The organism is Ktedonobacter sp. SOSP1-85 (genome assembly GCF_016587415.1).
Taxonomy (GTDB): domain Bacteria; phylum Chloroflexota; class Ktedonobacteria; order Ktedonobacterales; family Ktedonobacteraceae; genus Ktedonobacter.
Map to the genome: position 1 here is coordinate 1,387,894 of NZ_BNJI01000003.1, position 12,719 is coordinate 1,400,612.

General features: G+C 55.8%; 12 protein-coding genes and 1 pseudogene. 8 read left to right on the top strand and 5 right to left on the bottom strand.

Annotated elements, in window-relative coordinates; genetic code table 11:
- Positions 1-34: 34 nt before the first annotated feature.
- From KTE_RS44100 to KTE_RS44140, 8 genes and pseudogenes are all read left to right on the top strand, one after another.
- On the top strand, positions 35-700 hold the full coding sequence (locus KTE_RS44100; RefSeq protein WP_201393483.1) for an MOSC domain-containing protein: 666 nt from the start codon (positions 35-37) through the stop codon (positions 698-700).
- A gap of 555 nt (positions 701-1,255) precedes the next feature.
- Complete coding sequence (iscB, locus tag KTE_RS44105) at positions 1,256-2,569, top strand: RNA-guided endonuclease IscB (RefSeq protein WP_201393485.1); 1,314 nt, start codon at positions 1,256-1,258, stop codon at positions 2,567-2,569.
- Positions 2,520-2,864 (top strand): annotated as a pseudogene (gene tnpA, locus KTE_RS48585) (IS200/IS605 family transposase). Before iscB ends, tnpA begins: the two are co-directional and overlap by 50 nt.
- 92 nt (positions 2,865-2,956) lie before the next feature.
- Positions 2,957-4,450 carry a PfkB family carbohydrate kinase gene (locus KTE_RS44120; RefSeq protein ID WP_201393491.1) on the top strand — a complete coding sequence of 498 codons (1,494 nt, stop codon included), beginning with the start codon at positions 2,957-2,959 and terminating at the stop codon, positions 4,448-4,450.
- Positions 4,451-4,586: 136 nt separating this feature from the next.
- Positions 4,587-5,156 (top strand): hypothetical protein, encoded by a 570-nt coding sequence (locus KTE_RS44125; protein ID WP_201393493.1) that lies wholly within the window; start codon positions 4,587-4,589, stop codon positions 5,154-5,156.
- Positions 5,157-5,158: 2 nt separating this feature from the next.
- The gene (locus tag KTE_RS44130) at positions 5,159-5,449 is read left to right on the top strand and encodes a transcriptional regulator (RefSeq protein ID WP_201393495.1); all 291 of its coding nucleotides are present in this window, start codon (positions 5,159-5,161) and stop codon (positions 5,447-5,449) included.
- An 84-nt stretch (positions 5,450-5,533) separates the two neighbouring features.
- Entirely contained in the window at positions 5,534-6,367 is an 834-nt protein-coding gene (locus KTE_RS44135) for a CPBP family intramembrane glutamic endopeptidase (protein WP_201393497.1), read from the top strand.
- Between the two features lie 143 nt (positions 6,368-6,510).
- Positions 6,511-6,669: a hypothetical protein gene (locus KTE_RS44140; RefSeq protein WP_201393499.1), complete on the top strand. Its 159-nt coding sequence runs from the start codon at positions 6,511-6,513 to the stop codon at positions 6,667-6,669.
- Positions 6,670-6,892: 223 nt separating this feature from the next.
- Here the strand turns inward: KTE_RS44140 and KTE_RS44145 are convergent, their stop codons facing one another.
- The 5 genes from KTE_RS44145 to queE all read right to left on the bottom strand — a co-directional run bounded on the left by KTE_RS44145 (position 6,893) and on the right by queE (position 12,713).
- Positions 6,893-7,663 carry an SDR family oxidoreductase gene (locus KTE_RS44145; protein WP_201393501.1) on the bottom strand — a complete coding sequence of 257 codons (771 nt, stop codon included), beginning with the start codon at positions 7,661-7,663 and terminating at the stop codon, positions 6,893-6,895.
- A 214-nt stretch (positions 7,664-7,877) separates the two neighbouring features.
- The gene (locus tag KTE_RS44150; RefSeq protein WP_201393502.1) at positions 7,878-9,653 is read right to left on the bottom strand and encodes an ABC transporter ATP-binding protein; all 1,776 of its coding nucleotides are present in this window, start codon (positions 9,651-9,653) and stop codon (positions 7,878-7,880) included.
- Between the two features lie 243 nt (positions 9,654-9,896).
- The gene (locus KTE_RS44155) at positions 9,897-10,985 is read right to left on the bottom strand and encodes an energy-coupling factor transporter transmembrane component T (protein WP_201393504.1); all 1,089 of its coding nucleotides are present in this window, start codon (positions 10,983-10,985) and stop codon (positions 9,897-9,899) included.
- Between the two features lie 208 nt (positions 10,986-11,193).
- Positions 11,194-11,811 carry a GTP cyclohydrolase I gene (folE, locus tag KTE_RS44160; RefSeq protein WP_201393506.1) on the bottom strand — a complete coding sequence of 206 codons (618 nt, stop codon included), beginning with the start codon at positions 11,809-11,811 and terminating at the stop codon, positions 11,194-11,196.
- Between the two features lie 101 nt (positions 11,812-11,912).
- Entirely contained in the window at positions 11,913-12,713 is an 801-nt protein-coding gene (gene queE, locus KTE_RS44165) for a 7-carboxy-7-deazaguanine synthase QueE (RefSeq protein ID WP_236601001.1), read from the bottom strand.
- Positions 12,714-12,719: the final 6 nt, after the last annotated feature.

The following is a 12,719-nucleotide window of genomic DNA, read 5'->3' on the forward strand; positions in this document are numbered from 1 at the left end:
AATGCCGCGAAAATAGGAAGAGAGAAATACACACATGCCAACTATGCGGGTTATTTCGGTCAATGTGGGGTTGCCGCGAACGGTCAACTGGGAAGGCAAAGAGTTCCAGACCGCCATCTATAAGCAGCCGGTAGAAGGGCGTGTACGCGTGCGCAAAGAGAACCTGGAGGGCGACCGCCAGACTGACCTGAAGAACCACGGCGGGTTTGATAAAGCCGTCTATGCCTATTCTGCCGACAACTATCCCTACTGGCAGCGAGAACTGAACCGTGATGAACTGCCCTGGGGTTCCTTTGGCGAGAATCTGACTCTCACAGGCCTCAACGAGCACGAGGTACACATCGGCGATATATTTCGCATAGGCAATGCAACCTTCCAGATCACACAGCCGCGCACACCCTGCTATAAGCTGGAGGCGCGCCTCCAGCAGGAGCGCTTCATCAAGCCTTTTCAAGATAGTGGCCTCGTCGGCTTCTACCTGGCCGTGCTTGAAGAGGGCGACGTCGCAGCGGGCGATCCCATTGAACTGCTCAAGCGCGACGAGACCAGTATGACCATCGCCGAAGTCGCCGCAGTCATCGCCGATAAAAGCGACCTCGTGGCTCTGCGCCGCGCCGCCGAACTTGAGCACTTTCCCCCCAAGGTCCGCGCCATCTTTGCCCGCTCTCTACGCAAAAAAGAGGCAGCCCAGGCGAGATAGTCCGCTATATGTGCGCTACTTACGTACGCGCCTACGCTGATGAGCTTATGAGTGTATCCGCAACAGGTGGATGCGGCCACTTTTCTACATCGAAGTCAGGGATGAGAGGAGGTCTTTGGCGCGCTTTGCGCGCCAAAGACCTCCTCTCATCCCTGACTTTTGCGTATCTCGCAGCCGTATTTTTGACGATGAGATATGCCGTACGATATAAGTAGTCTATAAGAGTATCAGTGAACTCCCGCTGAGCTGAAGACGCAGCGGCTTCTTCGGAAGTCGTCGGGCCTGAGGTTTGGTCGCTTGTTCGCAAGCTCAAGTTCACCAGACTTAGCCCCAGAAATGGGAGCTTCGTTCGCTAGGTCATGACACCTGCGGTTGACGCATCAGACCGCTGCCCTGTCGCCTGGGTTTAAGTAGGGCTGAGGGAAAGTCCGGTGATTCAGGTGCAAAAAGCCTTTTGAACCTTGTCGAGATGAAGCCGGATTCCTCTGGTGGTCACAGCCAGAGGATACGCACCACCTCCCTTCGGGGAGAGCATTTTTCCGAAAGGAACGCTGTATGGTTCTTGTTTCTGTTCTCAACTCGGATGGCAGGCCCATGATGCCATGCCTCCCTCCCATCGCCCGACTGCTGCTCAAAGCAGGCAAAGCGAAAGTGGTGCGGCGCACCCCCTTTACCATCAAACTGCTTGTGCCCCTAACACACGAGCATGCTCAGCCCTTGACCCTGGGTATCGATACAGGGAGCACTGTGGTAGGCGCAGCCGTCGCCGATGAGCAGGGAAAGGTACTCTACCTTTCTGAAGTGGAACTGCGCAACGATATCACCATCACCATGAAAGAACGGGCAGCCAAGCGGCGCAACCGACGCCAACGGAAGACGCGCTATCGGAGAGCACGTTTCAACAACCGTCGCAACTCGACCAAGCAGGGAAGATTCTCCCCGACGATGGGCAGCAAAATCGAGGGACACCTGCGGGAAATTCGCTTTGTGCAAGCAATCTTCCCGATCACGCATATTGTGTTAGAAACAGGCACTTTTGACCCGCATGCCCTCAAACACCCGGAGGTCTTGCGCAAGAAGTGGTTGGATCAACAGGGGATCAACTATGGTTTTGCCAACACCAAAGCGTTTGTGCTCACACGAGATGATTACACCTGCCAACAGTGCAAAGGGAAATCAAAAGACCGACGACTGGAAGTTCATCACATCGTCTTCCGTCGCCAGAACGGAAGCAATGAGCCAGAGAACTTGCTCACGCTCTGCAAAACCTGTCATGATGGCCTGCATGCAGGAACGATCACCCTCAAACAGAAGGGCAAGAAGAAGGGAACATTGCGACATGCCACGCAGATGAATAGCATCCGGGTGCAATTGCTCAAGCGTCTGAACGCTGAAGAAACGTGGGGATTTGTCACTAAAGAGCATCGGATGCTGGCAGGTCTACCCAAAACCCATGCCCATGACGCCGCCATCATTGCCACACGAGGAATCGCGCCGATCTTCTGCACGACGCAGGTGCTCCAGAAGAAATGTATCTCGGATGGGGATTACCAGCAGACGAAAGGGGTGCGAAGTGAGCAGCCCATTACCACGGGCAAAATCCAGGGCTTTCGCAAATTCGACAACGTTCGCTATCGGGGCCAGGAATACTTTATCAAGGGACGCATGTCGACCGGTTATGCGATCCTGATGGGGCTGGACGGCAAGAAGGTCGATTTGAAGCCCATTCCCAAATTTGAGAGGATGAAGCGCGTGAGTGCACGATCCACATGGATGATCAGTCAAAAACCATGCCAGGTTGTTGATCCTCTCCCACCTCATGTTTGTGTGGAAGGATCGCAAAAAGCTGCTGGTTTTCCCCGGAGATGAGGGAAAGCTGGTGCTTGAAGAAATGGCAAATCGGTCGCATGTTGCTTTTGAAGCGATTGAAGTAGAGCAAGACTATCTTCACGGCTTGGTGAAAAGCGACCCTCGCATGTCACCGCTGGCTCTTGTCCGTCGATGAAAACAGAAATCGACTATTCAGGGATGGCAAAGGCATGAAAAAGCGTTGAAAACGCAGCTCTGGAAAGATCGGATATTTTGGAGTAATGGATACTTCTGCCGTACTCTTGGAAATATCAGTCAGGAGACTATCCGTCAGGATATAGGAAGTCAACGGTGAAGCGCGGCGTTCATCCACGAGGCTGAAGACCTCGTGGTTTTCTCGCCACGCCTCTATAAAAAGATAAACCATCTTTGGAATAAAGGACCACCATGAGTCAGAGAGCTATAGACCTTGTGCGGCAGTTTCCGCAGAAGCGCGTCTTTCTTATAGGCGATGCGCTCCTGGATACCTATCTGGAGGGTGAGGCCTCGCGGCTCTGTCGCGAGGGACCAGTTCCGCTCCTGTGGAAGACGAGAGAACAGCATGCTCCGGGCGGCGCCGCCAATGTCGCCGCCAACCTCAAGGCCTTGAACGCCCACGTCTCTTTTCTCAGTGTGATCGGTAACGATTATGCCGGGTCTCTCCTGCGTGGCGAACTGGAGGATATGGGCATCGATACGCAATGGTTGCTGGAAGACGATACCCCATTAACTCCTCATAAAATGCGTATCCTTGCCGAAGGTCAGTATGTCATTCGCCTCGACGATGGCGCGCGCCAGGGTGTGACCATGCGCCCCACGAATGAGGCTCTGCGCACCCGTTTGCACCAACATATTGAAGAACTCTACGCTAACTCTGACGTGGTCGTGATCTCAGATTACCACTATGGCGTTGTATCGCAGCCGGTCATCGAACAACTCACAGTCCTTGCCAATCGTAATCCCAAGCCTATCTTGATCGATTCGCAGGCCTTACAGCGTTTCCAGCATCTCCCGGCCACGGTCGTTACCCCCAACCATGCTGAAGCGCAGCGCCTCGTCGAACTAGGCGGAGAGACACCCGCCGAGGATTGGGAGGAGCTAGCGCAGCAGCTTCATAAGGTCCTGCACGTTGACTATGTCGCCATCACCCTGGCGGAGCATGGCGTCTACCTGCGCCAGCGTGATGCTGCCTCTGGTCTGCATGTGCCGACCCGCCCGGTCGAAAATGCCCAGGATGTCGGCGCCGGAGACTCCTTTGCCGCTGCCTTCTCACTAGCCCTGGCCGCTGGCGGAAACATCGAAGAGTCCGCCCAGATCGGACTTGATAACGCGGGCATCGCGGTCACCAAACCCAGAACAGCCTTTGTCTCACAACAGGAACTGCTGCAACGGGCGAGTTTACGCACCTTCACGGCGGTCTTGCAAACCCAGGAAGATGAGCTTGAGAGGCTCCGCGCCACGCTGGAGATCGAACGCCTACGCGGTAAAACTATCGTCTTTACTAATGGCGTCTTCGACATCTTGCACGCCGGACACATTCACTTCTTGCGCCAGGCCCGGCAACTGGGCGATGTCCTGGTCGTGGCTATCAACAGTGATCGCAGTGCGCGTGGTCTGAAGGGTCCAGGCCGGCCTATCCACAGTGAGCAGGATCGCCTGGCCCTGGTCGCGGCACTCGACCCCGTCAACTACACTCTGCTCTTCGATGAGGACACCTCTAGCGCAATTATTAGTGCGCTCCGCCCCGATATCTACGTCAAGGGCGGCGACTACAGTGATGAGGTCATTCCAGAAGCAGTGGCCATCCAGGAAGCAGGCTGCCGCCTCGTCATCCTCCCCCTCGTTGGCAGCGCCAGCACCAGCAACGTCATCGAACGCATCGTCGCCACACAAGAAGGCTAAAGCCATGATTCGGCGCGTACAGTCCATACGCGCCTTTTCTTCTTACAAATCTTCTTCCAGAACTTGACAATCCCTTTGTGATTCATGTACTATACTCTATAGCACAGAGTACTCTATGTAATTATGGAGGGAAGCAATGCATATTACTCCTGATGAGGCGCGGGCAGCTTTGAATGATATCGAGGATGCGGCAAAGCAGGCAAGGCACCTCGTAAATACCTGGGCGTACTTTATGTTGCTCTGGGGCGTAGTCTGGACACTGGGCTTTCTTGTCACACAGTTCGCGCTTTCACTGATTGTGTGGATATGGAGTGTGATGCTGCTGGTGGGAATGGGTGGCTCGATGATCCTGGGTATCCTGCAAGGGCAGCGTACGCGACCGGCCCCGGGCGCGCAGTCAACTCGTGATTCTACCTTGTATGGGATATTCAATGGTGTACTCTACGGCTTTGTTTTGCTCTGGGTACTCCTCATTCCTCTCAAACCGCTCCATATCGGACTGCTCTGGATTACAGCGGAGATGATGAGTGCTATTATGGCCGGCATCTGGTTGCGGCAACCATTGTCTCTGGTGCTTGGCATAGGCGTGACGCTCATCACAATTGTGGGCTACCTGTTGTTGCCTGGCTACTTCTGGGCGTGGTCGGCCCTCTTTGCCGGATTACCTTTGATTATTGTAGGTATCTCCTTTTTAAGGCGGCGTTAACTATGGCGGCACTCAATGAGCTTATTCATCAGCCTGTACGCCTGCGTATTATGGCGATGCTGGCTGCGCTTCCCGAAGGTGTCCAGGTTACGTTTAACATGCTGAAGAAGCAGCTTGAGCTTACGGATGGGAATCTGGGCGCGCATCTGCAAAAGTTGGAGGAGGCCCAGTATGTGGCTGTTACCAAAACCTTCGTGCAGAAAAAGCCACATACCTACGTGGAGATTACCCCTCAAGGACGTAAGGCGTTTGAAGAGCATCGCACAGCTCTTCGCGAGATCCTGGAGAGTTAGCCCGTCCAACGAGCAATCTGCATACAAAGAGTAAGTTTATTCTTTTTAACTAGAGTCATACGTTTGTCTGAAGGAGTAGACATCATGGCAAAAGTTTCCACCTACTCAATGGCTGAGGAACGCATCATAATTGACCTTAATACTTGCGTTGTGGTGCAAGAGCGTATTCAGGCTGGTAGAGTTGGCTGGAGCTGGCCGCTAGTTATGGCCTTTATCCGTTTCCCTCTTGCCCTGCTGGGTGCTGTCTTGACCTTCCTTTTCTTTACACTGCAAGGCAATCCCCATGCCTTTGCATTGAGTTTTGTTACCTCTACCTTTTACTTTACCTTTGTCAACCTCATAAGCTTGGCGCTGCTCATATGGCTGGCTCGTCGTGAAGGGCTACGCCTGCGCGATCTAATGGGGTTCAAGCATGATCGATTCGGTAAAGATGTATTGTTGGGGCTACTCTGGGTGTTGGTCCTTTATATCCCTTTTACTATTGGCGTGCTACTTGTCCCGTTTCTCTTTTATGGTGGTGATGCTTTTAACCACTATGCGCAGATTTTTAGTGTCGCGGACACCGGGTTCTCTCTACCTCTCTGGTTTGCTCTCTGGGCAGCATTCGTTTTTCCTACACTTAATGCCCCCATTGAAGAGATGCATTATCGCGGGTATGCGCAGATACGCCTGAGCGCACTCAGCAATAAGACATGGGTGGGTATACTCGTTCCAACGGTGGGATTTGCACTTCAGCATGTTGTGTTTGCGCCAAGCGTTGTCGGAGCAACAGTGTACCTGGTCAGCTTCTTCTGTTGGGGTATGGGCGCGGCCCTGATCTACCAGAGGCAGAAGCGCCTTCCATCCCTGGTTATTGCTCACTTTATTACCAATCTCTTCTTTGGTCTGGTGCCACTTGCTAGCATTTTCTGGCACTAGCAGGCTTGGACAACCTGCTTTTATGACTGAGATAACTTTCCAGCGCGTACAGCCTGTACGCGCTGTCCCCCATATTTGACGATAGGCTCATCCTTGCGTCTATAATTGCTAGAAAGCAAGCGCCAGAGCTTATAAGGAGGGCTTTGACGTCCGAGGAGCGCGAAGTCCTCTGGGATGATGGCATCGGTTCACAAGAACTCTGGGAGGCCGAAGAGCTTACTGGTATTGAGGAGGAAGAGGTGCAGTCACCTGTGCTCCTAGGCTCTCCCTGGCCCATAGAGCTCTTACCAATTTGCCAATGAGGTTGCAATATCACCACCTATATGAATGTGGCGACTGACCAGATATTTCAGGGTATGCGAGGCGCTGACCTCCTGGTCGCAGCCTCGCTCGAAGAGTGGCTTGAGCGCTGGCTGGCTGGTGAGCAGCTCCAATTTTTATAAAAAAGGAAGTAAGAGGGTCAGGTGATGTGGATAGAGGTTGGCAGCCCCAGGCTGCCAACCTCTATCCACATCACTCAGACTACTACAGCGCGCCGGTGTTGCGCATGAGGCCGCCGTCGATGACGAAGGTGGAGCCGGTGACATATTCGGCAGCGCCGGAGGCCAGGTAGAGCGCGAGGTGCGCGACCTCCTCGGGCTGGCCCATGCGATGCAGGGGAATCTCGTCGATCATGGCCTTGTATTTGTTGGGATCAGACTTTACGTCGGCGTCGATGGGGGTATCTATGGCGCCTGGCGCTATGTTGTTAACAGTAATGCTGTGCTTGGCTAGCTCCAGGCAGATGGTGCGCATCATCATGCGCATCCCGCCCTTGGCGCAGCAGTAGGGGACGTTCTCGGGCATGGGCAAATCCTCATGCACCGATGAGATGTTAATGATCTGGCCGCGTATATTCTGTTTGACCATCTCGCGCGCCGCCGCCTGGGCGCAGAAGAAGGCCCCCTTGAGGTTGGTATCGACGACGCGGTCAAACTGCTCTTCGGTGACGTCCAGGAAGGGGCTGTGAATCTCCATGCCCGCGTTATTGACCAGGATATCCAGGCGCCCAAACTGCTCGACGGCCCGTTGCGCCAGCCCCTGGGCCTGCTGGTACTGTGAGATATCCGCCTGTTGCACAAAGCAGGTTCCGCCCTGCTGCTCAATCATGCTCCTGACTTCATTAGCCTTCTGCTCATTGTGCGCGTAGTTAACGACGACCGAGGCGCCCTCCCGGGCGAATAAGAGTGCGATGGCCCTCCCAATGCCGCTATCGGCGCCCGTGATAAGCGCGACCTTTCGCTCCAGTAATCCCATGGTCTTCTATATCCTTTCTCGCGAGTATATTCTGCTGTAAAAGATGTTCAATGCCGTGATTGTCCACCTTCAACACGTATGGCGAGCAAGAGTGGATACGCTATCATATGTAGAAAAGCCTGTAGGGTCCATGCTGGCATGAACTCCGAGGCCGGAAGGCCGATACCCGTGTGTGGGACGTCGCTTCGCTCGGGAGTCCATGCCAGCATGGACCCTACAATTTATTAGGCGCGTACACCAGGAGCGCGACCGCTTGCTCGACGGTGATAAAGTGGGGCCGGCGCGAGTCATGCTGTTGCAGGCGGGTGGAGAGCATGGCCGAGATTGGGGCGCGCAAACCTGTGACTTGCAGGACCTCCTCTTCGCTGAAAAGCTGGAGCGGGGTGCCACTAAAGACGACCTGCCCATCACGGAAGGAGACCACGCGCTGGCAATGCTCCGCCACTAGCGTCATGTCGTGCGTGATGATCAGGATAGTCTTTCCTTGATGCTGGAGGGCGCGCAGTAGTTGCATAATGCTGTTGATTGAGTGGTAATCCTGGCCCGTGGTTGGCTCGTCGACAATAAGGATATCAGGTCCCATGGCGAGCACGGCGGCGACGGCCAGGCGCTGGCGCTGCCCTTTGCTCAGGAAGAGTGGGTCCTCGTCGGCGTAATCGACGAGGTCTACGGCTTCTAACGTCTCGCGCACTTTGGTCTTACGCTCCTCAGCCGAGAGTCCCAGGTTCTTCAGGCCATATTCGATCTCATCACTCACTTTGCGACAGAAGAGCTGGTGATCAGGATTCTGGAAAACGTAGCCGACATAGGAGGGTAGACGTTTACGCATACGTTTATTCGCCAGGTCTTGCCCAAGGACCTGCACGCGCCCCGAACTGGCGCGGTAGATGCCCGCCAGGATCTTGGCGAAGGTCGTCTTTCCGCTCCCATTGGGACCCAGCAGGGCCAGCATCTCGCTGCGTCGCAAGCTCAAATCGATGCCTTTGAGCGCGACGGTGCCATCCTCGTAGCTATACCCCACCTGCTCTGCGCAGACAACTGGCTCTCCTGGCTCCTCCTCAACCACGCCAGGCGCAGTGCTATGGGCATCGCCGGGCGTTAAGAGGGGGGCGAAGGCCTCTTCCGCCTCATCAAGCGTGAGCGGAGGACGACCCTGGAAGGTACAACTGCTCTCCCAGGAGATGCGTGTCAGCTCACCAACTGAGGCGCCGTAACGCTCCAGAATGTTTTGGTGGGCGTAAAACTCTCCTGGCGGCGCGACCAGTTCTATGCGCCCACCATGGAGCAGGGCAATGCGGTCGCAGAAGGCGCTCAAGATCTCGGGGTCCTGCTCTACCAGGATCACAGTTATCCTATAGTCATGGCGTAAACGAGCGATGGTTTCGATGACCTCGCGTTTGCCCACGGGATCGAGATCGCTGGTTGGCTCATCGAGGATCAAGATTTGAGGGCGCATGGCGAGGAAGGCGGCGATGGCTACGCGCTGTTTCTGCCCGCCCGAGAGGTCGGCGGGATGGGTATAAAACGCGCCGTGCCAGAGCCGCTCCAGGCCAACCCATGCCAGGGCCTCGTGGGCGCGCTGAAGTATCTCTTCCCTGGGTATATCTTGCAGTTGCAGGCCGATGCCCAGCTCATGCAGCAGGCTCATGCGCAGGAACTGGTTCTCGGGGTCTTGCATGATCATGCCCACCTTGTGGCTGGTGGCGGTCTTCGAGGTAATAGGCTCGCCGAGTAGCTCAAGGCTACCGCGAAAATGTGAGCGTAGCTGCTCAACGCTCAGGCGCGCACTATAGGGGAGGATGCCCATCAGCATACGGCAGAACGTGGTCTTCCCCGCGCCGCTGGGACCCGTAATGCCGAAGCACTCTCCCGGCTCAATCTGGAGCGCGATATCGCGTAGCGTCCAGGGGCGCGCCTTCTCGCCGGGCTTGCCCTCACCATAATCTGGATAGCGCCACCACAGGCCAGATACAGAGACCGCGCTCGTCATGAGTCTTTCTCTCTTTCCATTGACATAATCAAGCATTTCCCGCCCTTCTTGCCGAGTGGAGTGCTCCCAATTTGGTAGGGACCCGGTTTAGCGCGTCCAAAGGCGATTAATCGCCTGTAGGCGCAGCCCCAAAACGTTCCAGATGATGTTGTTGTGGGACGCTTGTAAAAAATGGCTTGCGCTGCACTGCCATGAATGGCATTTGGACGCGCTAAAGCTGGTCCCTACCAAGAAATTATCGTGTCACACCAATATTGCTGGCCAGAGCAGGGCCGTCAAGTTGAAATGGGTGCCGAAGGAGAGGTAGAACAGGAGCAGGCAGAGAACGATGGCGCTCCAATCCATCACACTCCAGGGCTGGATCTCATAGAAATCGTTGGTGACCTGGTTGATGCGGTAGCCGCGCGCCATGAGGGCATCACCGATCTCACCTGAGCGGCGGATCATGACCGCGATCAGGGGGACGGAGATGCTGGCCAGGTCGCTGAGCTGGCGCAGGAAGCTGCGCGGGCGTGCGTTGATGGCGCGGGCCAGTTGCGCCTGGTGGATGGTCTGGTAGTCGACCAGGGCCAGGTCGAGCGCGCGAAAGACGGTACTGATAAAGAAGATCACGGGCTGCGGGACGCGCAACTGGCGCAGGGCGCCAATCAGCTCCGCGTCGCGGCTGGAGACCACGAGGGCGATGGTTGAAAAGATCAGTCCAGAGTAGCCAATGACCTTCGTCAGCGCGATCAGCAGGCCATGATCGCTGACCAGGAGCGTCAGGGGATGGAAGAAAGGGACCTGCGCGAAGGTCCAGGTGGGTAGCGCCAGGAAGTGTGAGCCAATAAAGGTGAAGAGGGCTGCCAGCACCAGGCCCAATACGACCTTGCGTGTCCAGAGGAAATAGCCCAGCGTCAGTCCCAGCCAGAGCAGGAACCAGGTCGAGATGCCCAGGTCGAGATGTCCGCTATACACTGGCGCCTCTAGCAGCGTAACGTGTCCCGGAACCGGGTTAAAGACGATCCAGGTGGAGAAGAGGCTGATCAGCGTGGGGATGGTCAGGAGGACATAGATGCGCGCCACACGGCTATGCATGCCGCTCCCCAGGAACATCGCCAGCGAGAGCAGGCTTAGCAGCGCCGCCATCAAAGGATCAGGCCTGGCCACATCAATCGCCCGCAGCTGAACAATCGAAATACAGATCACGAGCAGGAAGCGTACCAGCAGGTGGAAGCGAGCGAACGGAGCGTTGACGCGCCGTGAGAAGATAAACGAGCGTACATAGCGCCGCCCCGGAGGCACATCCATAAATATGGGGAGCGGTGTGCGCAGGCCCTTGCTGCCCTTCAAAATCAAGCCTCCTTCAGCATTTTTAAACACATGTATCGATAGCATTTAGTATAGCTGATTTATGCTGAAACTTCATGGTATAGGACCCGGTTGTTAGTATAGAGGGGTACGACGCTACTAAAGTACGCGTCTACATATACGCGTAATATGTAGACGCGTACTTTAGTAGCGTCGTGCCTGTTGGGGCCTGGGAAAACTCCCTAGATTTTTATTCAATCAGGCGTAAGAATTCGAGGCGGGCCTCGCTCTCGCTGCGGAAGACGCCGCGCATGACCGAGGAGGTCATCACGCCGGGTGTACGGATGCCACGCGCTGTCATACACATATGCTCGCCTTTCAGCACCACGGCCACGTCTGGTGAGTCTGTGATGCGCGTAATCTCGTCGGCGATCTCATGACCGATGCGCTCTTGTAGCTGGAGCTTGTGGGCGAACTGGTGCGCGATGCGGGCGAATTTGGAGAGTCCTAGCACCTTGTCGCCCGTGATATAGCCAATGGCTACGTCGCACCAGAAGGGCATCAGGTGGTGCTCACACATCGAGAAGACGCGCATACCCGAGACGCAGACCATCTGGTCGGTCGAGGCTGATGAGAAGCAGGTCTCGGTCGAACCTGGATCATACTCAACAAACTCGCGCCAGGAGTCGGCCCAGCGGCGTGGCGTGTCCAGCAATCCCTCACGGTCCGGGTCCTCTCCAATCGCGATCAGCAGCTCGCGCCCCAGCTCAAGCAGCCTGGGATAATCGACCCTCTTCTGCCCATTGGAAAGTAGCGAATGGAGAGCGGCATGGCCATTCATCTGCTCTTTGTTCATATGTGTTGTCATTCTTGCATCCCTCACTTTAAACGAAGCACACCTTGTCCCTCAGTAGCCGCGTATGTAAGTAGCGGACGCCCGCTACTTACATACGCGGCTACTGATGATACCTACACGCCGCGCTTGTTGCCCCAGAGGAGGGTGTGCAACTGCGGCAGGATCGTGACCTCGTACCACTGGTCCTCGACGACGCGCTGGATCAGCCAGTCCATGCGACTGAGAATACCGTTGATGTCGATCTCATTCGCCAGGTGCGGCGGTGTATGATTGCCCGCTTGCAGGTAGAGCGGAATATTGGGGTAGCGCTCGGCCACGTGTTTGGCGTACTGGTAGTCCTCTTCGTCGAAGATGACGATCTTCAGGCAGATGCCAGGCTGCTTGCCGTCATGACCCTGGCGTGCATAGGAGATACAGCGATCCAGGCGCTCCCAGTTGGTGGGTTGGGGATTCTGCATCCCAGGAGCCTTGGGCGAGAGGGTCAGATAGTCCAGCTTGGCGAACCAGGGTTGGGCGATGCTGCCCTGGGTCTCGATGGCGAAGGTGTAACCCTCAGCATGTCCCAGGTCAATCAGTTCCTCCAGTGGTTGCATGGCGGGATTCCCGCCGGAGAGCGTCACCAGGATGGGTCGGTTATGGGCGAGCTCGCGTACCTGGGTGAAGACCTCCTGTGTCGTCATCTGTTGCCACGCGGCGCGATGTTCTGGCAGGACGGCGTAGAGGGTATCGCAGCGCTGGCAGCGGTAATCGCAGCCGCCTGTACGCACGAAGACGGTTGGCTTGCCAATCAACGCACCCTCTCCCTGGATGGTTGGTCCAAAGCACTCAGAGATGGACAGCTTCTTCTGTCGGGGGGACTGCAAGTCAAGCTCCAGCTGTGCTGACGAGAGGCTCTCATTGACGATATTGCTCATAAAAAT

Coding starts and splice junctions, on each gene's coding strand:
- KTE_RS44100 (WP_201393483.1), top strand. CDS start 35: ATGCCAACTATGCGGGTTATTTCGGTCAATGTGGGGTTGCCGCGAACG.
- iscB (WP_201393485.1), top strand. CDS start 1,256: ATGGTTCTTGTTTCTGTTCTCAACTCGGATGGCAGGCCCATGATGCCA.
- KTE_RS44120 (WP_201393491.1), top strand. CDS start 2,957: ATGAGTCAGAGAGCTATAGACCTTGTGCGGCAGTTTCCGCAGAAGCGC.
- KTE_RS44125 (WP_201393493.1), top strand. CDS start 4,587: ATGCATATTACTCCTGATGAGGCGCGGGCAGCTTTGAATGATATCGAG.
- KTE_RS44130 (WP_201393495.1), top strand. CDS start 5,159: ATGGCGGCACTCAATGAGCTTATTCATCAGCCTGTACGCCTGCGTATT.
- KTE_RS44135 (WP_201393497.1), top strand. CDS start 5,534: ATGGCAAAAGTTTCCACCTACTCAATGGCTGAGGAACGCATCATAATT.
- KTE_RS44145 (WP_201393501.1), bottom strand. CDS start 7,663: ATGGGATTACTGGAGCGAAAGGTCGCGCTTATCACGGGCGCCGATAGC.
- KTE_RS44150 (WP_201393502.1), bottom strand. CDS start 9,653: ATGACGAGCGCGGTCTCTGTATCTGGCCTGTGGTGGCGCTATCCAGAT.
- folE (WP_201393506.1), bottom strand. CDS start 11,811: ATGACAACACATATGAACAAAGAGCAGATGAATGGCCATGCCGCTCTC.
- queE (WP_236601001.1), bottom strand. CDS start 12,713: ATGAGCAATATCGTCAATGAGAGCCTCTCGTCAGCACAGCTGGAGCTT.